Genomic DNA, 22,457 nt, shown 5'->3' with positions numbered 1-22,457 from the left:
TGAATATGTAAAAAGCGGAGCCGGGGCTCCGCTTTGTGCCGTTATAGGGATTAGTGTGCGTCGCCGCCCAGCTGGATGGAGTAGCGCCAGAATTGGTCTTCGTGTTCGAAGATGACCTTGGAGGCTTCTGGGTCGCGGCTGCCAGCCGGGTATTGGTGCACGGGCTTGCGGTCCTTGGCCCAGGCTTCGATCACAGGGTCTACCAGGCGCCATTGGGCTTCTACTTCGCTGATGTGCAGGTATTGCGAGTTGTCGCCTTCCATCAGGTTGAGCAGCAGGGCCTCGTAGGCGTCTACGGTTTCGTCGCCGTCCTGACGGTTAGCGGCGTCGAGCTCAATGGTGCGGGTGTTGATGTCCAGGCCTGGAATCTTGGATTCGATTTCGAGCTTGATGCATTCGCGTGGCTGAATACCGATGATGAGCCAGTTTTGATGCTGACCATTGCCGATTTGCAGCGGGGCTTTTTTGAAGCGGATGCAGATGCGGGTGTCGGCTTCGTGCAGGCGCTTGGCGGTGCGGATGTAGAACGGCACACCTTTCCAGCGTGGATTGTCGATGAACAGCTTGAGGGCGGCGTAGGTTTCCACCACGCTGCTGCTGTCGCCCAGCTCTTCCAGATAGCCGGGGACTTTTTCACCGTTGATTTCGCCTGCGGCGTATTGGGCGCGGAAGGCATGGTGCTCAATGTCATTGACCGGGATAGGGCGGATGGCTTCGAGTACCTTGATCTTTTCGGCGCGCACGGCGTCGGGGCTCAGGTCTTTTGGCTGTTCCATGGTGGTCAGCGCCAGGGTTTGCAGCACGTGGCTCTGAATCATGTCACGCAGGGCGCCGGTGGCATCGTAAAACTGGGTGCGGTCGCCCACGCCCAGCATTTCGGTGTTGGTGATCTGCACGTGGTCGATATATTCGCTGTTCCAGATCGGCTCGAGCACGGTGTTGGCAAAGCGCTGCAGCAGGATGTTTTGCAGGGCGGATTTGCCGAGGTAGTGGTCGATACGGTAGATCTGGCTTTCCTTGAGGTGCTTGCTGATGGAAGCTTGCAGCTCTTTGGCGGATGGCAGGTTGGTGCCAAATGGCTTCTCGATCACCACACGGCGCCAGTATTTGTCTTCATTGGTGAGGCCAACTTCGGCCAACTGGTCTACCACTTGCGCAAAGTCAGATGGGCGCACCGACAGGAAGAACGCGAGGTTCTGCGGGAAGGTGGCTTCGTCCGACAGTTTGTCCTTCATCTTGGCGAAGGCATTAGGGTCGGTCGGTGGGTTGGCGTGGTAGAAGTTACGGGCGATGAAACGTTCGAAGACCTTCTGGTCATAGCCCTTTTTGAATTTGGCATCCAGCATGCCCTTGATGTCAGCACGCCAGGCTTCGAGGCTGACTTCGCTGCGGCCAACGGACAGAATTGCCATTTTTTCAGGCAGGCGGCCGAGGGCGTCGAGGCGGAAAAGGCCGGGCATGAGTTTGACACGGGACAGATTGCCGCTGGCACCAAACAGAACCAGGGTACAAGGATCGATTTGTTTCATGTGTTCAAAGCTTCCGTTGATAGCAAATTAATGAATTAGCGTGATTTTACCGTGATTGAGGCGGATTTGTCCCGACTGCGAACGGGATGCTGCAAAAAAACGAAAAGGGCACCGCTTGTGGCGGATGCCCTTTTGTTCTGCTGGTTAAACCCGATTACTTGGTTTTAACAGCGTGGCCGCCAAATGCATTACGCATCAGGGACAGCAGTTTGTAGCTATAGCCCTTGGAGTCCTGGCTTCTGAAGCGTGCTTGCAGTGCCACGGTCAGTACCGGGGCGGCTACACCTTGCTCAACCGCTTCTACCACGGTCCAGCGGCCTTCGCCGGAGTCAGCCACGTAAGGAGCAATGTTTTCCAGAGTCTGGTCAACTTTGAGGGATTCAGCGGTCAGGTCCAAGAGCCAGCTGCGGACCACGGAGCCATGACGCCACAGTTCGGTGATTTGTGCCAGGTCCAGATTGAACTCTTCTTTGCCTTTCAGCAGGTCCAGGCCTTCAGCCATGGCTTGCATCATGCCGTATTCAATGCCGTTGTGGATCATCTTGGTGAAGTGGCCAGAGCCAACAGGGCCTACGTGTGCCCAGCCGTGGTCTTCGTGGGCCAGGGCCTTCATCACAGGCTCCAGCACCTTGGCGACTTCAGGAGTAGCGCCGGTCATCAGGCAGTAGCCGTTTTCCAGGCCCCAGATACCGCCGGAAGTGCCACAGTCCATGAAGCCAATGCCTTGTTCAGCCAGCCAGGCACCGCGGCGCTGACTGTGCTTGTAATTCGAATTGCCGCCGTCGACGATGATGTCGCCTTTGTTCAGCAGGGGGACGAGGTCCTTGATCTGATTTTCAGTAGGGTCGCCGCTTGGCAGCATGAGCCATACGATTTTAGGAGATTCACCGTCCAGTTTTGCAACAGCATCTTCTACCGAGGTAGAAGGGATCATGCCATTGACTGAGGCAATCTGATTGACGGTGTCCTGGCTGAAGTCAAAGCCCACTACTTGAATACCGCTTCTCAGAAGGCGACGTGTCATGTTGCCGCCCATTTTGCCCAAACCTAGCATTGCAATTTTCATTTGATTTTCCTTGATCGGGATGATGTGTCATCATCTCTTGTTGAGATATGTTACTTACATACGAGCGCTTTATGGGCTCTTGTATGTGGCCATTATTGTATAGCAAAGGTTTCAGGTATGACGAAAAACTCCACCCAAAGTTTAGTGTTAAATGGACAAATCAGTCGTTGGCACACATTTACATCACAACAGGCGATTAATGAAGCCACATTGCAGCGGATTTTAGCGCTGGCAGAGGAGGCGATAGCCGCACGCGGTGCGTTTACCATTGTGCTGGCGGGCGGCAACACGCCCAAGCAGGTGTATGAGTTGCTGCGTCATGCCAAGGCTGACTGGAGCAAATGGCATGTCTACCATAACGATGACCGCTGTCTGCCTGCGGATCACCCCGAGCGCAACAGTCTGATGGCGCGTCAGGCATGGCTGGACCATGTGGCGATTCCTGCCGATCAGATACACGATATTCCCGCTGAGCGTGGGCCTGTGGAAGGTGCCGCTGCGTATGCTAAAACTCTGCAAGGCCTGGGCGAGTTTGATCTGGTGCTGCTGGGCCTGGGCGAAGATGGCCACACGGCGAGCCTGTTCCCCGGGCATACGTGGGACGACAGCGTGGATGCGTTCCCTGTCTACAATTCCCCCAAGCCACCGGCAGAGCGCGTTTCCATCAGTGCGCGTCGTTTGAGCCATACACGGGCGGTGATTTTTCTGGTGACGGGCGCTGGCAAGCAGGAGGCCGTGAATAACTGGCGCAGTGGGGTGGCGATTCCTGCCACCGTGATCAAGCCAGCGAATGGCGTGGATGTGTATGTGTTTGGTGTTGCGCTGGATTAGTCGTCAGGGCAGCCAGTAAAAAATAAAGCCGGAATGGGCACATGCCATTCCGGCTTTATTTTTTCAATCGCTGGGTTCTAGCTTAACCAGTCAGGCAATACATCCCGATAAAACAAATGTGTACCGTTGGTGAGGCTGCGCAATTGCAGCCCGTAGCGCTGGCCAAGCCATTTCAGGCTTTGCGCTGAAAACAGGCTGATATGGCCGTTGCGCGGGGCGGCATACCACCAGCCCAGTGTGCCGTCTTCCAGCTGACCATCCGAAAGCAGGGTGCTGAACAGAATGCCGCCCTTGTCTTCCAGTAAGGTGTTCAGGTTTTGCATCAGCACGGAGACATCGGGCACATGCTCGAAAACCTCAAACGCGGTAATGCAATTGAATTTGCCCAGCGAGCTGATTTGCATGTCCGGGTCATTGAAGGGGTCGTAACTTTTCGAGTTCCAGCCTTCGGCCTGCAATAGCTCGCTCATCATGCCATTGCCGCCGCCGTAATCCAGATGCCGGATGCGCGCTTTATTTTTGCCGAAGTTGCGTGACAGCAGGTCAGCATTGTCATGCGGCCGTATGCTGAGATAGTCCGGGTCTACCGCAACATAATCTTCGTTGTAAATGTGTGTGGAAAAGTCTTCCAGCGTCCACTGCTCAAACTCGGGCGCAAAGCAGAAGCCGCAGCCCAGGCATCGAAAGTATTGAATCATCACGCCCGTGGGTTGCAGCGCTATCCCCCGGCGTTCCTCGCAGGATTTATTGAAATCAGCTGTATCGAAGAAAGCGGCCTGGTTATTGCAAACCGGGCAGGGGAGCGTGTTATCCATGAGGCGATCCGATGCGCTAGGTATTCTGGATGACGATGCTGGGGAATTTGCTACTGTGGTCCAGCCCCAGCTGGGCGATCTTGATGGCCGTTGTGCGGGCAATGCTGCGATAGGTGGCTGCGATTTTGCTGTCGGGGTCGGCCACTACGGTGGGTGTGCCGCCGTCGGCTTGTTCGCGGATGCGGATATCCAGCGGCAGACTGCCGAGCAGGTCTACGTTGTAATCCTTGCCCATGGCCGCGCCACCGCCAGCGCCGAAAATATGCTCCTCGTGACCGCAGTTTGAGCAAATGTGCGTGCTCATGTTTTCTACAATGCCGAGGATGGGGATGCCGACTTTTTCAAACATTTTCAGTCCCTTGCGCGCGTCCAGCAGGGCGATGTCCTGTGGGGTGGTCACGATAATGGCGCCAGTAACCGGGACTTTTTGCGAGAGCGTGAGCTGAATATCGCCAGTGCCAGGCGGCAGGTCGATGATCAGATAATCGAGGTCTTTCCAGCGGGTATCGCGCAGCAGTTGCTCCAGTGCGCCCGTGACCATGGGGCCGCGCCAGACCATGGGCGTATCCACATCCACCAGAAAGCCTATCGACATGGCTTGTATGCCATGGCTTTGCATGGGTTCTATGCTCTTGCCATCGGCACTGTCCGGGCGACCGCTGATGCCCAGCATTTGCGGTTGCGATGGGCCGTAGATATCGGCATCGAGTATCCCCACGCTGGCACCTTCGGCGGCCAGGGCGAGCGCCAGATTAACGGCGGTGGTCGATTTGCCTACGCCGCCCTTGCCGGAGGCCACGGCGATGATGTTCTTGACGCCAGGCAGCAACTGCACGCCGCGCTGTACGCTATGCGACACGATGCGGCTGCCCACATTGACGGTGACACTGCCAATGCCGGGAATATGCTCCAGCGCGCTTTTTACCTGGGTTTGAATCTCGCTGATCACGCTCTTGGCCGGGTAGCCCAGCACGATGTCCAGTGAAAGGTCATTGCCCTTGAGCTGGATATTGCGAGCCGATTTGCTGCTGATGTAATCCTTGCCGGTATTGGGGTCGGTGATGGTTTTCAGGACATTCTGGATATCGGATTCGGTCAAGGCCATGGCGAAGCTTCCTGCGGGTGGGCATCTGAAAGAACAAATTTTAACGCATGCGCCAAGTTAACGCATGTGAAAGCCGGGCTGATTTGTTAAAATGCAGGTCTATTCAAGCATTCAGGCCGATTTCAAAAACACTATGTCCGCATCATCCCGCAAAATCCTGGTTACTTCCGCCTTGCCGTATGCCAACGGCAGCATTCACCTCGGGCATCTGGTTGAGTATATCCAGACCGATATCTGGGTGCGTTTCCAGAAAATGCAGGGCCATACCGTGCATTATGTCTGTGCCGATGACACGCATGGCACCCCCATCATGCTGCGCGCTGAGAAAGAGGGCATTACGCCTGAGCAGCTGATTGCCAAAGTGCACACCGAACACTATGCGGATTTCTCGGGTTTCCTGGTGGAGTTTGATAACTACTATTCGACCAATGCCCCGGAAAACCGCGAGTTGGCCAGCAATATCTACCTGGAGCTCAAGAAAAACGGCAAGATTGCCACCAAGACCATTGAGCAGTTTTTTGACCCGGTCAAACAGATGTTCTTGCCGGATCGCTTTATCAAGGGCGAATGTCCCAAATGCCATGCCAAGGATCAATACGGTGATTCCTGCGAAGTATGCGGCACGACGTATAGTCCGACCGAGCTGATCAATCCATACTCGGCCGTGTCTGGCGCGGCGCCGGTGCGCAAGGAAACCGAGCACTATTTCTTCAAGCTTTCTGAATGCGGCGAGTTTTTGCAGCAGTGGACCCGCTCTGGCACCCTGCAGGCTGAAGCCGCCAATAAAATGGGCGAGTGGTTTGCCTCTGGTTTGTCGGATTGGGATATTTCGCGCGATGCGCCGTATTTCGGCTTTGAGATTCCGGATGCCCCCGGCAAGTATTTCTATGTATGGCTGGATGCGCCTATCGGCTACATGGCCAGCTTCAAGAATCTGTGCAGCCGCTTAGGGCTGGATTTTGACGAATACTGGAAAGCCGATAGCAAGACCGAGCTTTATCATTTCATCGGCAAGGACATCCTGTATTTCCACGCGCTGTTCTGGCCTGCGACCCTGAAGTATTCTGGTCATCGCCAGCCGACGCAGATTTTCGCGCACGGCTTTTTGACGGTGAATGGCGAGAAAATGTCCAAGTCGCGCGGCACCTTCATCACCGCTGGCAGCTATCTGCAGCATGTGAAAAACCCGGAATATCTGCGCTATTACTATGCCGCCAAACTGAATGGCTCGATGGAAGATATCGACCTCAATCTGGACGATTTCACTGCGCGCGTGAACAGCGATCTGGTCGGCAAATACATCAATATCGCCAGCCGCACCGCAGGCTTTATCAGCAAGCGGTTTGACGGCAAGCTGGCTGCGCTGGCGGATAACGCTGTCATCACGGAGTTGCGTCAGGCGGCAAGCAGCATTGCCGAGTGCTACAACACGCGCGACTACGGCCGTGCCCTGCGTGAAATCATGGCGCTGGCTGACAAAGCCAATGGTTATGTTGCCGAGCACGCGCCGTGGGATATGGCAAAACAGGCTGGCCGTGAAGCGGAGCTGCATCAGGTGTGCACCGCTGCGCTGGAAATGTTCCGCCTGCTCACGCTGTATCTCAAGCCGGTATTGCCCAAGCTGGCGGGCCAGATTGAAGCCTTCCTGAATATTGCCGTGCTGGACTGGACACAAGTGGACAATGCCTTGCCAGCAGGCCATGCGATTGCCGCTTACCAGCATTTGATTACCCGCATTGACCCCAAACAGATAGAAGCCATGATAGAAGCCAATAAAGAATCCCTGCAGGCAACGCCTGCTGCTGCACCTGCTGCTGCGGCTCCCGTTGCAGCCAGCGCGCCTGCTGAAGCCAACTACATCAGCATTGATGACTTTGCCAAGGTGGATCTGCGTATCGCCCGCATTGTGACGGCGGAGCATGTGGAAGGCGCCGAGAAACTGCTGCGTCTTGAACTGGATATTGGCGAAGAAAAACCACGCCAGGTGTTTGCCGGGATCAAATCGGCTTATGACCCAGCCACCTTGCAAGGCCGCTTGACCGTGATGGTGGCTAATCTTGCGCCACGCAAGATGAAGTTTGGCATGTCAGAAGGCATGGTGCTGGCAGCTTCTGATGAGCGTGGCGGGCCTTATATCCTGAGTCCGGATAGTGGCGCTGCGCCAGGCATGCGCGTCAAGTAAGCCTGGCTGCGATATTGGCTTGTCGGCTCCCAAGGCCGAAGGCCAATGTCTAGCGCAATAAAAAAGCCCCGCAAGTTCGGGGCTTTTTTTATGGGTGGGATGCTTAAGGGCTGGTTTTTTCTTTGGTGGTAATGGGGCCCGCAGCAGATTTACCCACGACAGAGACTTGTCCTTTGAGTTTGGCCAGCGATTTGTCGCCAAAACCAGGCACATTGTTCAAGTCTTCCACTGTCTTGAAGTTACCGTTTTTCTTGCGGTAATCAATGATGGCCTGGGCTTTGGCCGGGCCAATGCCTTTCACGGTTTCCAGTTCTTCTTTGGAGGCTGTATTGATGTTCACCGCAGCATGCGCACTCAACGCAAAGCAAAGGGTGGCCAGTGCGATAAGCAAACTCTTTTTCATTACCTTAACTCCCATGATGATATTGACGAAATCCGGTCACGCCGTGGTGACCTCATGGGATATTACTCTGGCGCTGAAAAAACCTTTTTAAATCAAACTGATCTCGTGATTTATGTCACGGAGGGCTTGCAGCGGATCGGCTGCGCGCGTGATGGGGCGACCAATCACCAGATAGCTTGAGCCCTGGCGCAATGCATCGGCGGGGGTGACCACACGGGATTGATCATCCAGACTGGCGTTGCGCGGGCGTATGCCAGGGGTAACCAGGCAGAAATTTTCGCCCAGGGTGCTGCGTAAAACCGGCGCTTCCTGCGCGGAGCACACGACGCCATCCAGGCCTGCTGCTTGCGTGAGGCGGGCAAGCCGTAATACCTGATCCTGCAAGGTGCCTGGAATGCCCAGGCTCTGCATCACTTGCTGATCCATGCTGGTGAGGATAGTAACGGCGATCAGCAAAGGCTGGTGCCCGCTTTTGGCGACGCCTTCTTTGGCAGCTTCCATCATGGGCTGGCCACCCGAGGCATGCACATTCAGCATCCACACGCCGAGTCTGGCAGCGGCCTCGCAAGCCTTGGCCACGGTGTTGGGGATATCGTGGAATTTCAGGTCAAGAAATACGCCATAGCCTTTATCAACCAGCGTTTCCACCAGCTGCGGACCTGCGGCGGTAAAAAGCTCTTTGCCCACCTTGAGGCGGCATTGGCTGGGGTCCAGCTGATTTGCCAGCGCGAATGCACTTGGGGCATCGGCGTAATCAAGGGCAACTACGATCCTGGGGTTGATCTTGGTATCGGGCGTGGTCATTTATAGCGCTTCGGTCGGTTCTGAGGGGAGCGATTCCCAGGCATTGCATGCCGGGCATTGCCAGTGGTAGTTTTTGGCCTTGAAGCCGCACTGGTCGCAGCAATACACATTGCGATTGCCTATGGCGCGACGGATGGTCTGCTGCATCAACAGGGTCTCTTGCTGATCCTGAGGTTCCAGCGCGATTCTGGCCTGTAACAGCTGATCCAATGTCTGCAGGCTGGGCTTTCTCGCCAATTCGGTACGTGCCAGCTTTGCGGCAGGCTCCGGGCCTTTTTCTGCCATGGTGGCTTCATACACCACGGTTTGCAGGGTGGGCAGCTTGTAGCTTTCCAGGTAGCTCGCGAGCAGATTCAGGCCTTCTTCACTCTGGCCCAGGGCGCGGTAGCTCTTCAGGAGTTTGGCTGCCACCAGGCTGATGCGCTCTGAATCCTGATATTCAATGCGTTTCCAGATGGCAATGGCGGCTTTGTGATCTCCCGCGGCGGCTTCCATGTCGCCCAGCATGATGGTGGCGCGCACGCACGCCTTGTTGGCATCCAGTGCCATATCCAGCTCGTAGCGCGCAGTGTGGGCGTCGTTGTTGAGTATGGATTTAACCGCCATTTCACAGTAGTACTGGGCGATTTCCTTGCGAAAAGGAATGCCTGAGATGCGTTCCAGTTCGGTCGCGCATTTGATGGCGCGTTCCCACTCGCGTTCACGTACATAAATTTCCAGCAGCGAGCGCAAGGCGGGCTGCTTGTAGCGGCTGCCATCGAGCGATTTGAAGAGTTCTTCCGCACGGTCCAGCAGACCCGCCTTGAGATAATCCTGAGCCAGCTCTGCCATGACGGCCAGTTTTTGCTGTTCGGGCAGTTCCTTGCGATCCAGCAGATTGAGGTGCAAGTGAATCGCCCGATCCACTTCGCCACGGCGACGAAACAAGCTGCCCAGCGCGAAATGCAGTTCCAGAGAGTCTGCATTGGCTTCCACCGCCTCGACAAAGGCTTCTATGGCTTTGTCGTGCTGGTCGGTGATCAGGAAGTTCAGACCTTTGAAATAGGCGGCCGGGAGTGTGGTCGATTCAGAAAGCAGCTGGTTGATATCAACTCGGGCGGCTACCCAGCCCAACGCAAAAAACAGGGGCAGGGCCAATAGCCACCAATATTCAAATTCCATCATTAATTCAAGGTTCCTGCTGGGTGCTTTTGTTAAGTGTTTTAAGTTCTTTACGCAGGCTCATGACCTGGCGCTTTTGTTTGATCATCACGCCGACGCAGGCAAGGATGCCGGCAAGCACGCCTATGGAGAAGGTGATCAGCAGCATGAGCGAGAGTGGAGCCTGCCAAATCAGGCCGAGATAATAATGCAACTCGGCGGGCTGGGAGTTTTTGAGGGCAAACCCCAGCAACATGATGAAGAGCAGGGTGCCCAAGGGGATATATATATAGCGCATGGTAAGGATTTTACCTAAGCCGGTCTGATGTGGCGAATTTAAATCACATAAGGGAAAGTGAGCAGGTCATAAGATCAGAGGCGTAAAAAAAAGCAGCATCCGAAGATGCTGCTTTTTGTACTGCTAGTAACGTCAAGTTTTACTCAACGAGGTCTACGCGTTCACGCAATTCCTTACCGGCCTTGAAGTGGGGTACGTATTTTTCAGGTACCTGCACTTTAGAGCCAGTCTTGGGATTGCGTCCGAGACGGGGAGGGCGATAGTTCAGACTGAAACTACCGAACCCTCTTATCTCGATGCGCTCTCCGCTGGCCAGGTTATCCGCCATGGAGTCAATGATGGCCTTCACAGAAAGCTCGGCATCCTTGACCACCAGTTGCGGAAAACGCGCAGCCAGATTGGCAATCAGCTCAGATTTGGTCATGGCGTGACTGCCTTACTCGTTGTTTTTGCCGTCAAGTTTCGCTTTAAGCAATGCGCCCAGGTTGGTGGTGCCTGCAGCGCCAGCATCATTGCTGTACTTCTGCATGGCATCCGCTTCTTCAGCGATGTCCTTAGCCTTGATGGACAGGTTGATGGAGCGGTTCTTGCGGTCAATGTTCAGGATGCGTGCTTCCACTTCCTGGCCTTCTTTCAGGGCAGTGGTAGCGTCTTCGATCTTCTCGCGAGCGATTTCAGATGCGCGCAGGTAACCTTCAACTTCACCGTCCAGAGTAATAACAGCACCCTTGGCATCCACAGACTTCACGGTACCAGTAACGATGGCACCCTTGTCATTTGTGGTGGTGTAAGCGCTGAATGGATCATTGTCCAGTTGCTTGACGCCGAGAGAGATACGCTCTTTTTCAACGTCGATAGCCAGAACAACAGCAGCGACTTCGTCACCCTTCTTGAAGTTGCGGATAGCTTCTTCGCCAGTTTGATTCCAGGACAGGTCGGACAGGTGAACCAGGCCGTCGATGCCACCAGGCAAACCAATGAATACGCCGAAGTCAGTGATGGACTTGATCTGACCGCTAACCTTGTCACCCTTCTTGTGGGTGGCAGCAAACTCATCCCATGGATTAACCTGGCATTGCTTCATGCCCAGGGACAGGCGGCGACGGTCTTCGTCGATTTCCAGAATCATGACTTCTACTTCGTCACCCAGTTGGGCGATCTTGGCAGGATGTACGTTCTTGTTGGTCCAGTCCATTTCGGAAACGTGTACCAGACCTTCAATGCCTGGCTCGATTTCAACGAATGCGCCGTAGTCGGTCAGGTTGGTTACCTTGCCGAACAGGCGGGTGCCTACTGGGTAGCGGCGGGTCAGAGCAACCCATGGGTCGTCGCCCAGTTGCTTGATGCCCAGCGATACGCGGTTCTTTTCTTGATCGAACTTCAGGATCTTGGCTTCAACTTCTTCGCCTACAGTCAGCACTTCGGATGGGTGCTTAACACGACGCCATGCCAGATCAGTGATGTGCAGCAGGCCATCAATACCGCCCAGGTCAACGAATGCGCCGTAATCGGTAATGTTCTTGACGATACCCTTAACAACTGCGCCTTCTTTCAGTGAGCCCAGCAGAGCTTCGCGATCGGCACCCATGCTCTCTTCGAGAACAGCGCGGCGCGATACCACAACGTTGTTGCGCTTGCGATCCAGCTTGATAACCTTGAAGTCCCACTCTTTGCCTTCGAAAGGCGTGGTGTCTTTAACAGGGCGCAGATCAACCAGGGAACCTGGCAGGAAGGCGCGGATGCTGTTAACCATAACAGTCAGACCACCCTTGACGCGGCCATTAATCATGCCCTTGATGATGCGGGATTCGTTCATGGCGTTTTCCAGATCCAGCCATGCAGCAAGACGTTTCGCCTTTTCACGGGAGAGCTTGGTTGAACCGTAGCCGTCTTCCAGGGTTTCGATAGCAACTTGTACGAAGTCGCCAACAGCCACTTCGAGTTCGCCGCGGTCGTTACGGAATTCGCTGGTTGCGATGACGCTTTCCGACTTGAGGCCGGCGTTGACGATAACAAAGTCGTCGTCGATGGAAACTACTTCTGCAGTAATCACTTCACCGGAGCGCATTTCCTGGCGAGCCAGGCTTTCTTCGAAAAGAGCTGCAAAGCTTTCGGTAAAGGTAGGGGTGGAAAGGTTAGCCATTAATAAAATTACCTGATTAAACCCGCCGGGCAGCGGGGTAAAGTTAAAAAAGCCATGAACCACGAGGCTCATAGCACGGGTGCTGCATAATTAAAGGGTCTTGCTTTTACGCTTGTGGCGCCAGGTGTTGCGACGCCTGTCGATAATGCTGGAGAACTTTTTCAACCGCCTGGTCTATGGAGAGCTGATCAGTGACTAAAAGCATGGCATCATCTGTTTTTTGCAAGGGCGCCGTAGCGCGTTGCTGGTCGCGAGTATCGCGGTTTCGCAAATCCTGCAAAATATCCTGTAGATTAGCATGGATTTCTTTTTCCTTCAACTGCTTATAGCGCCTCTCAGCTCGTACCTCAGCACTGGCTGTCAAATACACTTTTGCAATGGCATCGGGGAAAACCACGGTGGCCATGTCGCGTCCATCCGCCACCAGTCCAGGGGCTTGCCGGAAGCTATGCTGCAAGGCCAGCAGGGCGGTGCGCACGGCCGGATGCACGGCGACTTCAGACGCACCGCGACTGATTTCTTCAGACCTTACTTCTTCAGTAATGATGTTGCCATTCAGGTAAATCTGGCCGTCTTCAAACCGGATTTCAAGTTTTGCTGCCATCTCGGCCAGTGTTTCCCCCTGATTCCAGGCAATGTTGTATTGCTTGCCTGCGTAGGCCACGATGCGATAAAGCGCGCCAGAGTCAAGGTAATGAAAGCCGAGTTTGTCTGCCACGCGCTGCGCAACAGTACCTTTGCCGGAAGCGGAGGGGCCATCAATGGCGATTACGGGAATAGTCATATTTAATTAACTTATCAAACTGGTTTTTATAATCAATTGGATTGATTCAATGCCGTGCGCGATCATGCCGTAACACTATTATCACCTCAAGGGGATCGCATCATGACCAAAACATTTACCTTTGCCATTATTCACTTCACGGTAGCTTTTTCCGTGGGGTACGCCTTGACCGGCAGCTGGGCGCTGGGCAGTGCGATTGCGCTTGTGGAGCCGGCCTGCAATACGATTGCTTTCTTTTTCCATGAAAAAGTCTGGCAGCGTATTGAGCAGAACAACGGGCCGGAAATCGAGCTTTATAACGCCTATTAATTTAAACGGCGCTGGCTGGATATTCAGGCGCCAGCGCCCGTGATGGCGGCAAATCGTTCAAAGTAATCCGGGAATGTCTTGGCAACACACCCAGGGTCATTAATCGTCACCGGGGTTTGCCCCAGAGCAACCAGCGAAAAGCACATCGCCATGCGGTGATCATCGTAGGTATCAATCGTCGCGTTTGGCGTCAGGCTGGCGGGCGGTGTGATGCAGATATAGTCCTGACCTTCCTCCACGGTCGCGCCTACCTTGCGTAGTTCAGTCGCCATGGCATGCAATCGGTCCGTTTCCTTGACGCGCCAGCTGGCAATATTGCGCAGGCGGGTGGTGCCATCGGCAAACAGTGCGGCGGTGGCCAGTGTCATAGCGGCATCGGGAATATGGTTGCAATCCATATCCAGCGCCTTCAGCTTGCCCGAGGCCGGGGCGGAAGCGCTGATCCAGTTATCCCCGTGTTCAATCACCGCGCCCATTTCGCGCAGGGCATCCACAAAACGTACATCGCCTTGAATACTGTCAAGGCCAATGCCATGCACCTTCACCGGGCCACCGGCAATCGCACCAGCTGCGAGGAAGTAAGACGCCGATGAAGCATCGCCCTCTACATAGAGTTCGCCAGGGCTGCTGTACTTACTGGCGGCAGGGACGGTAAATGCCTGCCAGCCTTCGCGTTCAACCTTGACGCCAAATTTCGCCATCAGATTCAGGGTGATTTCGATATAAGGTTTCGAGATCAACTCCCCGACTACTTCAATCCGTGTTTGCTCGTTGAGCAGTGGCAATGCCATCAGCAATGCAGTCAGGAACTGGCTGGAGACATTGCCGCGTATTTGCAGGGTGTGCTGTCCGGCGATGCGTGCAGGAAGAATGTGCAAGGGAGGAAAACCGGCATTGCCTTCGTATTGAATATCGGCCCCGGCTTGCCTGAGGGCATCCACCAGATCGCCAATGGGCCGCTCATGCATGCGAGGCACGCCCGACAGGCGGTATTCGCCTTGCGAGAATGCGAGCGCGGCGGTTAGTGGGCGGAATGCCGTACCGGCATTGCCCAGGAAAAGATCGGCTTTTCGCACCGGCCATTGCCCACGGCAGCCTGTGATGCGCCAGTCATGCGCTGCCAGCTGCTTCATCTCCACGCCCAGGGTTTGCAGCGCTTCCAGCATGCGAGCGGTGTCATCCGAGTCCAGCAGGTCGCGAATATCAGTGACGCCATCGGCGAGGGCGGCCAGCAACAGGCAGCGGTTGGAAATGCTTTTTGAGCCCGGCAACACGATGTCGCCATGCGCGTGGTGAATGGGAGCAAGGTCCAGGGTCTGCATTACGATAGCCTCAATATTTTTTATGACGTGCCCAGGCATTGCGGGCATGGCTGGCGCACTCAAACAGCTGCTGCAAGCCTGAGCCATCCTGTTGTTGCAACAGCTCGCGCACATGGCTGAGCTGGGCCTGGTAAGCATCGATTTCATCGAGCAGGGCAGCCTGATTGGCCAGGCTGATGTCGCGCCACATTTCCGGGTGGCTGCCTGCAATGCGGCTGAAATCGCGGAAGCCGCTGGCAGCAAAATCAAACAGCTGATCGGCATTGGGCCGATTGGCCAGTTCATTCACCAGAGCAAACGCCAGCAGGTGTGGCAGATGGCTGACCGCAGCAAAAATGCGGTCATGTTCGGCGGCCGTCATCTTGATGACGTGTGCGCCGCAGGCTTCCCACATGGCTTGCACTTTGCCGATATCGGATGCTTTAGTGTTGCTGAATGGGGTGAGAACGACATTCTTTTTGCTGAATAGATCGGCGCGCGCGGCGGTGACGCCACTTTTCTCAGCGCCGGCAATCGGGTGTCCGGGCACAAACTGATGGTGGCGATCGCCCAGCGCGGTTTCGGCATAAGCGACGATGTCAGACTTGGTGCTGCCAGCATCGGTGACGATCGTCTCTGGTGATAAGTGCGGGGCAATGGCTTGCAGGATGGAGAAGGTCTGGGCGACAGGCGCGGCAATCAGCACCATATCCGCCTGGTCCAGCGCGCTGGCAAGGCTGGTTTGTGCCTCATCAATCACGCCCAGTTCCAGGGCAGTTTGCAGGTGATCGCCATCGCGACCGATACCCACAATGTGCCTGACGGCTTGTGCTTGTTTAAGGGCCAGTGCGACCGAGCCACCGATCAGGCCAACACCGAAAATGACCAGCTTGTTCAAGGGGAAATGCCGAAGTTTATTAAAGCGCGCATTGTAACATGCGGCATAGTGCTGAGGCCTGAATGCAAAAACGGCATCCCGACATAAGGCTCAATTCATGTGGGATGCCGCTTGCGATGGAGATGACATTGAATAAGAGCGAGGGCTATGCAAAAAGTTCAGAGCCTGTGTAATTTAAATGCATCAGTCAAAGTGCATGTCCTGCCATTCACCATTAATCAGGGCCTGCTGCGGAGTAAAGTTCTGTTTGTAGGCCATCTTCTGGCTTTGCTTGATCCAGTAGCCAAGATAGAGATACGGCAGTTCAAGCGAATGGCACCACGCGCTGAGCCAGATGACATTGAATGTGCCGTAGCTGCAGCCTTTCTCGCTGGCATCATAAAAGGTATACACCGCGGAGATGCCATCGTGAACGATATCCACCACACTGACCATCTTGAGGATGCCGTCCTGCCTAAACTCGATGAGCCTGCTGTTGACGTTGCTTTGAACCAGAAAATTACGGTACTGGTCTTTGGTTTCAGTTTCCGTGTCCGATTCGCCATCTTGCTGGCCGCTGTGGCGGGCAATCTGATACGCCTGATAAAGCTGGAAATGTTCCTCGCTGAAATGCAGGTCTTGTATTGTCACTTGCAGCGATAAATGCTGCTTGAATGCGCGCTTCTGGCTACGGTTGGGCTTGAACTGATCGACCAGCAGCCGCACCGGGATGCAAGCCTGGCATTCGCCACACTGGGGGCGGTAGGCAAACTTGCCACTACGCCGGAAGCCCAGCTGGATGAGACCGCTATAGATATTGGCGTTAATCAGATGGTGCGGTGCTGCAATCAGCGATTGTGCCGACCGGTTCTCCAGATACCCGCAAGGGTATGAAGTGGTGGTGTAGAACTGGATGCTTTGCAGCGGAATGTCATTAGGCAGCGTCATCAATGAGTCCAGTCAAGCGTGACAAAAATTCCGCACGGGGAATCTCGCGGGCGCCGAGCGAGGCCAGATGGGCGGTTTTCATCTGGCAGTCTATCATTCTTACTCCTTGCCGCTGCAAATCCCGTACCAGATGCACAAAGGCTATTTTCGAGGCATCGGTTCGGGCATGAAACATGGATTCGCCATAAAACATCCCGCCTAGTCGCACGCCATACAAGCCACCCACCAGTTCGCCCGCCATCCAGGTTTCCGCGCTCATGGCATGTCCCATCTGATGCAAGGCATGGTAGCCGGCCACAATTTCTTCGGTAATCCATGTGCCGTCCTGGTGCGCGCGCGGGATTTCTGCACAACGGCGCATCACCTGCAGAAAGCAGGTGTTGTAGCGCACCTCGTAGTCAGGCTTGCGCAAGCGCTTTTCCAAGGAGCGCGATACCTTGAGCTCCTCAGGAAAAAGCACCATGCGTGGATTCGGGCTCCACCAAAGCACGGGTTCACCTTCGCTAAACCAGGGGAAAATGCCTTGCCGGTAAGCATTCAGCAGCCGTTCAGCAGACAGGTCACCACCAATTGCCAGCAGCCCGTTGGGCTCCGCCAGTGCGCGTTCGGGGGCAGGGAAGGGCGAGTCAATATCCAGCGCCGCCACGCGGCCACCGGGAAGCTGGTAATAAGCGTTACTCATGTTGATAGGTCTGGTAACTGTGCCAAATCGGCAGGGCAATCTTCACGCATAGGGGATTCAGACCGGCCTCAATGGCTCCATGGTGGAGTCATACACATAAAAATCCAGCGCCTTGTTGGTTTTGGCCAGATACATGCAATGGTCTGCGCGGCTCAGGATAAAGTCGAGATCGTGATCGGGAGAGGGGTTCAAAAACATGCCTGCGCTCGCGCTGATATGCACTTCGGTATTTTTGACCTGAAAAGGCTGCTTGATGTTCTGCAGAATGCGATCCAGCGTGTCGCGCGCTTCCGCGCCTGAGCGCAGGTTGCACAGTAGCAGGGCAAATTCATCGCCCCCCATGCGGGCGATGGTGTCGCCGGAGCGCAAACTTTCCTTGATGCGTTCTGATAGCTTGATCAGCAAGTCGTCGCCAGCCTCATGCCCCAGGGTGTCGTTGATGGGTTTGAAGCCATCCAGATCCATGTAGCACACTGCAATGGTTTCTTCCGTGCGTGAAACACGCGCCAGCGCTTGCCGCAGGCGGTCCGCAAACAGGGCGCGGTTGGGAAGTTGCGTTAGCGTATCGTGGTAGGCCATGTGCTGCAGGCTTTCCTGCTGGCGTTTCATCAGGGTAATGTCGGAAAACGTGCCCACGTAATGGCTGATCAGGCCATCCTGATTCGCGACGCTGGAGACATCAATCGAGATCAGGTAGGTCTCGCCGCGTTTGTTGATATTCTGCAATTCGCCACGCCACTGGCCGTTTTTTTTCACGCAGTAAATCATCTCCAGCAAGGATTTCGGGTCATGGATGGCAAATGACAGTTCCTGCGGGTTTTTGCCTTTGGCCTCTTCGGCGCTGAAGCCGGTAATTTTTTCAAACGACGGGTTCACTTGCACGATGCATAGGCGGGCATCGGCAATGAAAATGCCATCCCCCGCATGCTCAAACACACTGGCCGCCAGGCTCAGGTTTTCGCTGTTGGAACGCAGGGTATCCATCATCCGGCGCAAGTTGTTGCGCATGGTGATCATGTGGGCAATTAGCGTATTTGGTTGGCCTGTCAGACCGTCATCCTGCAGATTGCCACTGGCAATCTTGCGCACCAGGGCTACCGCCAGCGCAGGGTCACCGCCGATAGGCTTGATCACCAGGCGTGTGAGTTGCGATTGCACAATCAGGGCCAGCACGCCCAAGCCCACCAAACCGCTCAATAGCACATACAGTGCCTTGATCAGACCCTGGACAGCGGCTTCTTTCTTGGGGTAGGCGTATACCACCTTGAAACGCCAGCTGGGGACATCCTGGCTGATCAGTCGCCATGTGGCAGGCCGCTCGGCGAGCAGGCGCTCGGCCGCAGCGGTTTTGATGTGCGATGAGAGAAAACGAATATGCTCGTGGCTGTCCAGCATGGCGGCAAAGCCGGTTTCAAGAAAGCGGGTGTTTTCCATGGTGGTGCGCAGGGCATCCATATCTGCCTGAAAACCGACATACCAGATGCCGATCAGTTTGCCTTCCGCATCAAACATGGGTTCATAGCCGGTGATATAGGGATTGCCAAGAATATCCACCACGCCATAAAACGGTTTCCCTTCGCGCAGGGCTTCAATAGCGCGGCCCTTGGGGTCGAGCAGGGTGCCGATGGCCCGGCTGCCATCCAGCTGATGCACATTGGTGGAGATACGAATGAAGTCATCTCCCGCCCTGACAAACAGCGTGGCCGTTCCGCCATTGATGCGGGTGACTTCGTCCACCACACTGAAATTACCGGTTTGCGGATGATTGCCAAAAACCAGATTGGGGATGCGTTTGCCATTCAGCACCGTACTGCTGTTAATGGCAGGCAGGCCCAGATTAAGCGCGTTCTGGCGCAGCAGTCGCATGGAGGCGAGCACTTGGGAATGCACCAGGTTTTCGGTGGTTTGCAGCAGTTGTATGCTGGCCCGTGTCTGGGATTGGGCATCCTGCTCCACGGTGGCCAGTTTGCCCCGGTATTCGAAATATGCCTGCAGTATCGCCGCCAGAATGATTAGTATGGCGATCGGCAGCAGAAACCTCTGTACGGTACTGATTCTCTTCATGGAGTGAATTTCTATATTTTGATATTGATTCACGCACAGTGTTGTACAAATCATATCACTGCTGACATCCGCCATGGCAAGCCATCGCAAATAATATAGCGCTTGGCAGACAAGGCTGGGCAGCCTATACCCAGTGGTATAAATCGATGAGCGTTGTCAGATATGTTTTATGTATTATGATGTGGTCTAATGCCCCTTAGGTTCAGGGAGCTGAGGGGGAGTTTCAGCTTTGATTCAAGGTTTGTCAGGCTTAAAAAAATTGCATAAAACAAATATGACGTTTCGCATGGTGTTAAACCTCTGCTTATGCATCTGGCTATTCGTGCTGGCAATGCCGGCATCGGCAACTCCCGTAGAGCTGAAGGGGGAGTGGTACAAGGCGGCGGAAGTCTGGGATTACCAGTTGCAATACGATATGTCGGAAACCGGCCTGCCCAAGGTTCCGCATCCCCAAAAAACCGGCGGCGTCTTCCTGCACCAGTCGGATATCCATCTGGATGGCAATAACACCTATGTGGTTGATTTCAAGAACTCCAGTGTCATCGAGCGGTTTACCCATTATGTGTTTGATGACAACGGCGATCTGGTTCTCAAGCTGACCGGTGGTATTTCCTCGGCGACGGATAATCCTTTCATGCTGCGCCATGGGCGCGAAATCAAACTGCCCGCCGGTCATTACCGCATCATCAGCGAGCTTTATTCTTCCTTTTACCTGGCCCAGCCGCAGCCCTATATCGATACGCTGGATGACTATCGCCAGGCCATCAAGCCGGGCAATGCGATTGTGCTCATTTGCATTGGGGCCATGCTGATTCTGATGGTGTATTACTCGGTGCTGGGTTATGTGCGCGGCCAGCGCACCGATACCATGTATGCGCTGTTTATTGCCGGTAATCTGGTCTACAACAGCATGGCCATGCTGGTTGCTCCTGATCTGTTTGGGGTGCACTGGTTCTATCTGGTCAGTATTCCCATCCTGTTTTCCAATTTTGCCTATGTTCTGTTTGTGTCCAGCCTGCTCGGCATCAAGCGCCATATCTACCGCAAGCTGCATGCCCTGCGGCGCTGGTCATTGGGGCTGCTGGGGATATTCCTGCTGGTCGCCTTGCTGTTCCCCAACTGGTCCATGGAAATGGACCGCTACGGGGTCGGCGTAATCATGTCGTATGGCCTGCTGGCAGGCATCGTCTGCTCATACCGCGGCAACCGCACGGCGCGCATGTACCTGGTGGCGATTGTGGCTTTTTTCGCGATCGGCTCCTATGCCATTACCAACTCCGGGCTGGAAGGGGTTTACACCATTTACATCGAGCATATCGGCTTGCTCGCTGTGACGGTGGAAATGATCCTGCTGGCGTTGGTGCTGGCACGGCAGTTTGCCCAGTTGCATTACGAAAAAGAGTACGCCCTCAACCAGTCTGAGCATAACCTGCAGATTGCCTACACCGACGCCCTGACTGGCCTGCCCAACCGCTATGCGCTGGACAAAGAGCTGGAACATCTGCCGCAGAGCGGTCTTCTGGTGTTTGTGGATATGGATGGCCTCAAGTTTTACAACGACAACTTTGGGCATAAGCGTGGTGACGAATTACTGTGCGCCTTCGCGTCTGCCATGCGCAGTGAGCTCATGAAATACGGCGCCCTGCACCGCATAGGCGGTGACGAATTCGCCATTACCTTTCCCAGCGGCGATCTGACCTCTATCGAGACCAAGCTGCATGCAGCCATGCAGAGCGTGCATGCCCAGGGCTTTGATTTTTCCGGTATCAGTTACGGTATCGCCATGGTGAGCGAGAGTGCGGACAGGAATGTGCTCAAGCATCTGGCGGATACCCGCATGTATGAGCATAAGCGCCAGCGCAAGAAGCGCAGCCTGTCGTCCTGACCGCGGGTTGCGCGCGGCCGCCAGTGCTGCCAACAAACAAGACAAATAAAAACATGCTGTTTCATCAACCCAAGGGGGAAGTTCGCAATGTCCAAAAAGTGGAGTTTTATCTGGCCTATCCTGCTGTGCCTGGCCTTGCCGTTAGTTGCGGCGTGGTTCGCCTATCCTGATCACCTGCCGCCCGGCTTCGGTGTGTTTCCACCGCAATACGTCCAGCCGGATCCCGGCTTCAATCTGCTCGTGTTTCTGCTTGTGCTGGCTGTTGAGTTGGCATTTCTGGCGTTTCTGCTGTTTCCACAATGGTTCGGGTTCAAGCCTGTTGCTCCGCCGCCGCCCGTGCCCAAAGCAGCATTGCCGGTCTGGTTCTGGATTGGCCTGGTCTTTACCGTCGTGTTCCTGGGCTTGATGTGGGGCAGGGTAATCCCATGGGCCTACTATGCATTTTCCCCTCTCTGGTGGGGCTTTATCCTCGCACTGGATGGGCTGGTCTACAGTCGCAATAACGGGGTGTCGCTGCTGTCCTCCAAACCCAAGACCCTGGCGATCAGCGCTTTGGTATCGGTGTTCGGCTGGTTGTTCTTCGAGTATTACGATTATTTCGTGCTGGCCAACTGGTATTACCCCAACGGCACCATGCCCGAACTCAGCCATGCGATGATCGTTGCGCTGTTCCTGATTGCCTACACCACCGTGTGGCCCGCCATTTTTGAGTGGTATACCCTGCTCAAAACCTGCCCCAAGCTGGCAAACCGCTACAGCAATGGTCCCAAGCTGCCCTTGCCAGGCAACCTGATGATGCTGGCAGGCTATATCTCGATTTTCGCCATGGTATTTCTGCCTTACCCCTTGTTCTGGGTAGTGTGGATAGGCCCGCTGGTGATCTTGAGCGGCCAGCTGATACGCAAGCAGGTAAGCAGTCCATTCACTGCGCTGGCGCAGGGCAACTGGAACCCACTGCTGCTGGTGGCGCTAGCATCGCTCTTTAATGGCTTTTTCTGGGAGATCTGGAATTATGGCAGTGCGCATCCCATGCCGGAATTGCAGACCAATCCGAATTACTGGATCTATGAGATTCCCTACGTGAATGTCATCCACATTTTTGCCGAAATGCCTTTGCTGGGCTACTTCGGCTATCTGCCATTTGGCGTGCTGGTGTGGGTGGTGTTTATCTGGGCAGGACAGCTGTTTGGCTTTGATCCCGATATTGAATTGACACCCAATACCAAAAACTAGCGCTATTGCTAAATGTGAAAAGGGCTCCCGCGGGAGCCTTTTTTTGTGCGCTAACGAT

At 54.8% G+C, this 22,457-nt stretch carries 21 protein-coding genes; 5 read left to right on the top strand and 16 right to left on the bottom strand.

Annotated elements, in window-relative coordinates; translation table 11 throughout:
• Positions 1-50 precede the first annotated feature (50 nt).
• Both zwf and gnd read right to left on the bottom strand, forming a co-directional pair.
• Positions 51-1,529 (bottom strand): glucose-6-phosphate dehydrogenase, encoded by a 1,479-nt coding sequence (gene zwf / locus FNL37_RS08425; protein WP_015829858.1) that lies wholly within the window; start codon positions 1,527-1,529, stop codon positions 51-53.
• 154 nt (positions 1,530-1,683) lie between these two features.
• Positions 1,684-2,595 carry a phosphogluconate dehydrogenase (NAD(+)-dependent, decarboxylating) gene (gnd, locus tag FNL37_RS08420; RefSeq protein ID WP_015829859.1) on the bottom strand — a complete coding sequence of 304 codons (912 nt, stop codon included), beginning with the start codon at positions 2,593-2,595 and terminating at the stop codon, positions 1,684-1,686.
• 117 nt (positions 2,596-2,712) lie between these two features.
• Here gnd and pgl point away from each other — a divergent pair, with 117 nt between their 5' ends.
• Positions 2,713-3,426, top strand: coding sequence for a 6-phosphogluconolactonase (gene pgl, locus FNL37_RS08415; RefSeq protein WP_159355806.1), 714 nt, complete (start codon positions 2,713-2,715; stop codon positions 3,424-3,426).
• Between the two features lie 77 nt (positions 3,427-3,503).
• Here the strand turns inward: pgl and FNL37_RS08410 are convergent, their stop codons facing one another.
• Both FNL37_RS08410 and apbC read right to left on the bottom strand, forming a co-directional pair.
• Positions 3,504-4,241 carry a class I SAM-dependent methyltransferase gene (locus tag FNL37_RS08410; RefSeq protein ID WP_159355805.1) on the bottom strand — a complete coding sequence of 246 codons (738 nt, stop codon included), beginning with the start codon at positions 4,239-4,241 and terminating at the stop codon, positions 3,504-3,506.
• A gap of 16 nt (positions 4,242-4,257) precedes the next feature.
• Positions 4,258-5,346: an iron-sulfur cluster carrier protein ApbC gene (gene apbC, locus FNL37_RS08405; protein ID WP_159355804.1), complete on the bottom strand. Its 1,089-nt coding sequence runs from the start codon at positions 5,344-5,346 to the stop codon at positions 4,258-4,260.
• Between the two features lie 133 nt (positions 5,347-5,479).
• Between apbC and metG the strand changes: the two genes are divergently transcribed.
• A complete protein-coding gene (gene metG / locus FNL37_RS08400) occupies positions 5,480-7,528 on the top strand; it encodes a methionine--tRNA ligase (RefSeq protein WP_159355803.1) in 2,049 nt (682 codons plus the stop codon).
• A 103-nt stretch (positions 7,529-7,631) separates the two neighbouring features.
• On the opposite strand, the gene FNL37_RS08395 is transcribed toward metG, so the two are convergent.
• From FNL37_RS08395 to cmk, 7 genes are all read right to left on the bottom strand, one after another.
• Positions 7,632-7,931 carry a ComEA family DNA-binding protein gene (locus FNL37_RS08395; RefSeq protein WP_041362095.1) on the bottom strand — a complete coding sequence of 100 codons (300 nt, stop codon included), beginning with the start codon at positions 7,929-7,931 and terminating at the stop codon, positions 7,632-7,634.
• A gap of 87 nt (positions 7,932-8,018) precedes the next feature.
• Positions 8,019-8,735, bottom strand: coding sequence for an orotidine-5'-phosphate decarboxylase (pyrF, locus tag FNL37_RS08390; RefSeq protein ID WP_159355802.1), 717 nt, complete (start codon positions 8,733-8,735; stop codon positions 8,019-8,021).
• Positions 8,736-9,899, bottom strand: coding sequence for a lipopolysaccharide assembly protein LapB (gene lapB, locus FNL37_RS08385; protein ID WP_159355801.1), 1,164 nt, complete (start codon positions 9,897-9,899; stop codon positions 8,736-8,738).
• Between the two features lie 4 nt (positions 9,900-9,903).
• A complete protein-coding gene (locus tag FNL37_RS08380) occupies positions 9,904-10,173 on the bottom strand; it encodes a LapA family protein (protein ID WP_013441945.1) in 270 nt (89 codons plus the stop codon).
• Positions 10,174-10,312: 139 nt separating this feature from the next.
• On the bottom strand, positions 10,313-10,597 hold the full coding sequence (locus tag FNL37_RS08375; protein ID WP_013441946.1) for an integration host factor subunit beta: 285 nt from the start codon (positions 10,595-10,597) through the stop codon (positions 10,313-10,315).
• Between the two features lie 12 nt (positions 10,598-10,609).
• Positions 10,610-12,316, bottom strand: coding sequence for a 30S ribosomal protein S1 (gene rpsA, locus FNL37_RS08370; RefSeq protein ID WP_041362646.1), 1,707 nt, complete (start codon positions 12,314-12,316; stop codon positions 10,610-10,612).
• A gap of 106 nt (positions 12,317-12,422) precedes the next feature.
• Positions 12,423-13,100, bottom strand: a complete 678-nt coding sequence (gene cmk, locus FNL37_RS08365) for a (d)CMP kinase (protein WP_159355800.1) — start codon at positions 13,098-13,100, stop codon at positions 12,423-12,425.
• A gap of 102 nt (positions 13,101-13,202) precedes the next feature.
• Here cmk and FNL37_RS08360 point away from each other — a divergent pair, with 102 nt between their 5' ends.
• Positions 13,203-13,409 (top strand): DUF2061 domain-containing protein, encoded by a 207-nt coding sequence (locus FNL37_RS08360; RefSeq protein WP_013441949.1) that lies wholly within the window; start codon positions 13,203-13,205, stop codon positions 13,407-13,409.
• Positions 13,410-13,432: 23 nt separating this feature from the next.
• Here FNL37_RS08360 and aroA read toward each other — a convergent pair whose 3' ends face one another.
• The 5 genes from aroA to FNL37_RS08335 all read right to left on the bottom strand — a co-directional run bounded on the left by aroA (position 13,433) and on the right by FNL37_RS08335 (position 19,281).
• Positions 13,433-14,731 carry a 3-phosphoshikimate 1-carboxyvinyltransferase gene (gene aroA, locus FNL37_RS08355; RefSeq protein WP_159355799.1) on the bottom strand — a complete coding sequence of 433 codons (1,299 nt, stop codon included), beginning with the start codon at positions 14,729-14,731 and terminating at the stop codon, positions 13,433-13,435.
• 10 nt (positions 14,732-14,741) lie between these two features.
• Positions 14,742-15,608, bottom strand: a complete 867-nt coding sequence (locus FNL37_RS08350) for a prephenate dehydrogenase (protein ID WP_159355798.1) — start codon at positions 15,606-15,608, stop codon at positions 14,742-14,744.
• 183 nt (positions 15,609-15,791) lie between these two features.
• Positions 15,792-16,535 carry an arginyltransferase gene (locus tag FNL37_RS08345; protein WP_159355797.1) on the bottom strand — a complete coding sequence of 248 codons (744 nt, stop codon included), beginning with the start codon at positions 16,533-16,535 and terminating at the stop codon, positions 15,792-15,794.
• Positions 16,522-17,217: a leucyl/phenylalanyl-tRNA--protein transferase gene (aat, locus tag FNL37_RS08340; protein ID WP_015829869.1), complete on the bottom strand. Its 696-nt coding sequence runs from the start codon at positions 17,215-17,217 to the stop codon at positions 16,522-16,524. The genes FNL37_RS08345 and aat overlap by 14 nt, the downstream gene beginning before the upstream one ends.
• A 57-nt stretch (positions 17,218-17,274) precedes the next feature.
• Positions 17,275-19,281 (bottom strand): Cache 3/Cache 2 fusion domain-containing protein, encoded by a 2,007-nt coding sequence (locus FNL37_RS08335; RefSeq protein WP_244948235.1) that lies wholly within the window; start codon positions 19,279-19,281, stop codon positions 17,275-17,277.
• Positions 19,282-19,567: 286 nt separating this feature from the next.
• Here FNL37_RS08335 and FNL37_RS08330 point away from each other — a divergent pair, with 286 nt between their 5' ends.
• Both FNL37_RS08330 and FNL37_RS08325 read left to right on the top strand, forming a co-directional pair.
• Positions 19,568-21,166, top strand: coding sequence for a sensor domain-containing diguanylate cyclase (locus FNL37_RS08330; RefSeq protein ID WP_244948234.1), 1,599 nt, complete (start codon positions 19,568-19,570; stop codon positions 21,164-21,166).
• 87 nt (positions 21,167-21,253) lie between these two features.
• The gene (locus FNL37_RS08325) at positions 21,254-22,399 is read left to right on the top strand and encodes a mechanosensitive ion channel protein MscS (RefSeq protein WP_159355795.1); all 1,146 of its coding nucleotides are present in this window, start codon (positions 21,254-21,256) and stop codon (positions 22,397-22,399) included.
• Positions 22,400-22,457 lie beyond the last annotated feature (58 nt).

The sequence above is a fragment of the Methylovorus glucosotrophus genome (assembly GCF_009858335.1).
Classification (GTDB): Bacteria; Pseudomonadota; Gammaproteobacteria; order Burkholderiales; family Methylophilaceae; genus Methylovorus; species Methylovorus glucosotrophus.
The sequence above is the reverse complement of the archived record's forward strand: the minus strand, read 5'-3'. Positions and strand labels throughout refer to the sequence as shown.

What these genes read in the sequence shown, in the direction of transcription:
- FNL37_RS08395 (WP_041362095.1), bottom strand. Translation starts at nt 7,931, where the DNA reads ATGAAAAAGAGTTTGCTTATCGCACTGGCCACCCTTTGCTTTGCGTTG.
- aroA (WP_159355799.1), bottom strand. Translation starts at nt 14,731, where the DNA reads ATGCAGACCCTGGACCTTGCTCCCATTCACCACGCGCATGGCGACATC.
- aat (WP_015829869.1), bottom strand. Translation starts at nt 17,217, where the DNA reads ATGAGTAACGCTTATTACCAGCTTCCCGGTGGCCGCGTGGCGGCGCTG.
- FNL37_RS08375 (WP_013441946.1), bottom strand. Translation starts at nt 10,597, where the DNA reads ATGACCAAATCTGAGCTGATTGCCAATCTGGCTGCGCGTTTTCCGCAA.
- apbC (WP_159355804.1), bottom strand. Translation starts at nt 5,346, where the DNA reads ATGGCCTTGACCGAATCCGATATCCAGAATGTCCTGAAAACCATCACC.
- metG (WP_159355803.1), top strand. Translation starts at nt 5,480, where the DNA reads ATGTCCGCATCATCCCGCAAAATCCTGGTTACTTCCGCCTTGCCGTAT.
- lapB (WP_159355801.1), bottom strand. Translation starts at nt 9,899, where the DNA reads ATGATGGAATTTGAATATTGGTGGCTATTGGCCCTGCCCCTGTTTTTT.
- pgl (WP_159355806.1), top strand. Translation starts at nt 2,713, where the DNA reads ATGACGAAAAACTCCACCCAAAGTTTAGTGTTAAATGGACAAATCAGT.
- FNL37_RS08360 (WP_013441949.1), top strand. Translation starts at nt 13,203, where the DNA reads ATGACCAAAACATTTACCTTTGCCATTATTCACTTCACGGTAGCTTTT.
- FNL37_RS08335 (WP_244948235.1), bottom strand. Translation starts at nt 19,281, where the DNA reads ATGAAGAGAATCAGTACCGTACAGAGGTTTCTGCTGCCGATCGCCATA.
- FNL37_RS08330 (WP_244948234.1), top strand. Translation starts at nt 19,568, where the DNA reads ATGGTGTTAAACCTCTGCTTATGCATCTGGCTATTCGTGCTGGCAATG.
- rpsA (WP_041362646.1), bottom strand. Translation starts at nt 12,316, where the DNA reads ATGGCTAACCTTTCCACCCCTACCTTTACCGAAAGCTTTGCAGCTCTT.
- FNL37_RS08345 (WP_159355797.1), bottom strand. Translation starts at nt 16,535, where the DNA reads ATGACGCTGCCTAATGACATTCCGCTGCAAAGCATCCAGTTCTACACC.
- zwf (WP_015829858.1), bottom strand. Translation starts at nt 1,529, where the DNA reads ATGAAACAAATCGATCCTTGTACCCTGGTTCTGTTTGGTGCCAGCGGC.
- FNL37_RS08380 (WP_013441945.1), bottom strand. Translation starts at nt 10,173, where the DNA reads ATGCGCTATATATATATCCCCTTGGGCACCCTGCTCTTCATCATGTTG.
- cmk (WP_159355800.1), bottom strand. Translation starts at nt 13,100, where the DNA reads ATGACTATTCCCGTAATCGCCATTGATGGCCCCTCCGCTTCCGGCAAA.
- FNL37_RS08325 (WP_159355795.1), top strand. Translation starts at nt 21,254, where the DNA reads ATGTCCAAAAAGTGGAGTTTTATCTGGCCTATCCTGCTGTGCCTGGCC.
- gnd (WP_015829859.1), bottom strand. Translation starts at nt 2,595, where the DNA reads ATGAAAATTGCAATGCTAGGTTTGGGCAAAATGGGCGGCAACATGACA.
- pyrF (WP_159355802.1), bottom strand. Translation starts at nt 8,735, where the DNA reads ATGACCACGCCCGATACCAAGATCAACCCCAGGATCGTAGTTGCCCTT.
- FNL37_RS08410 (WP_159355805.1), bottom strand. Translation starts at nt 4,241, where the DNA reads ATGGATAACACGCTCCCCTGCCCGGTTTGCAATAACCAGGCCGCTTTC.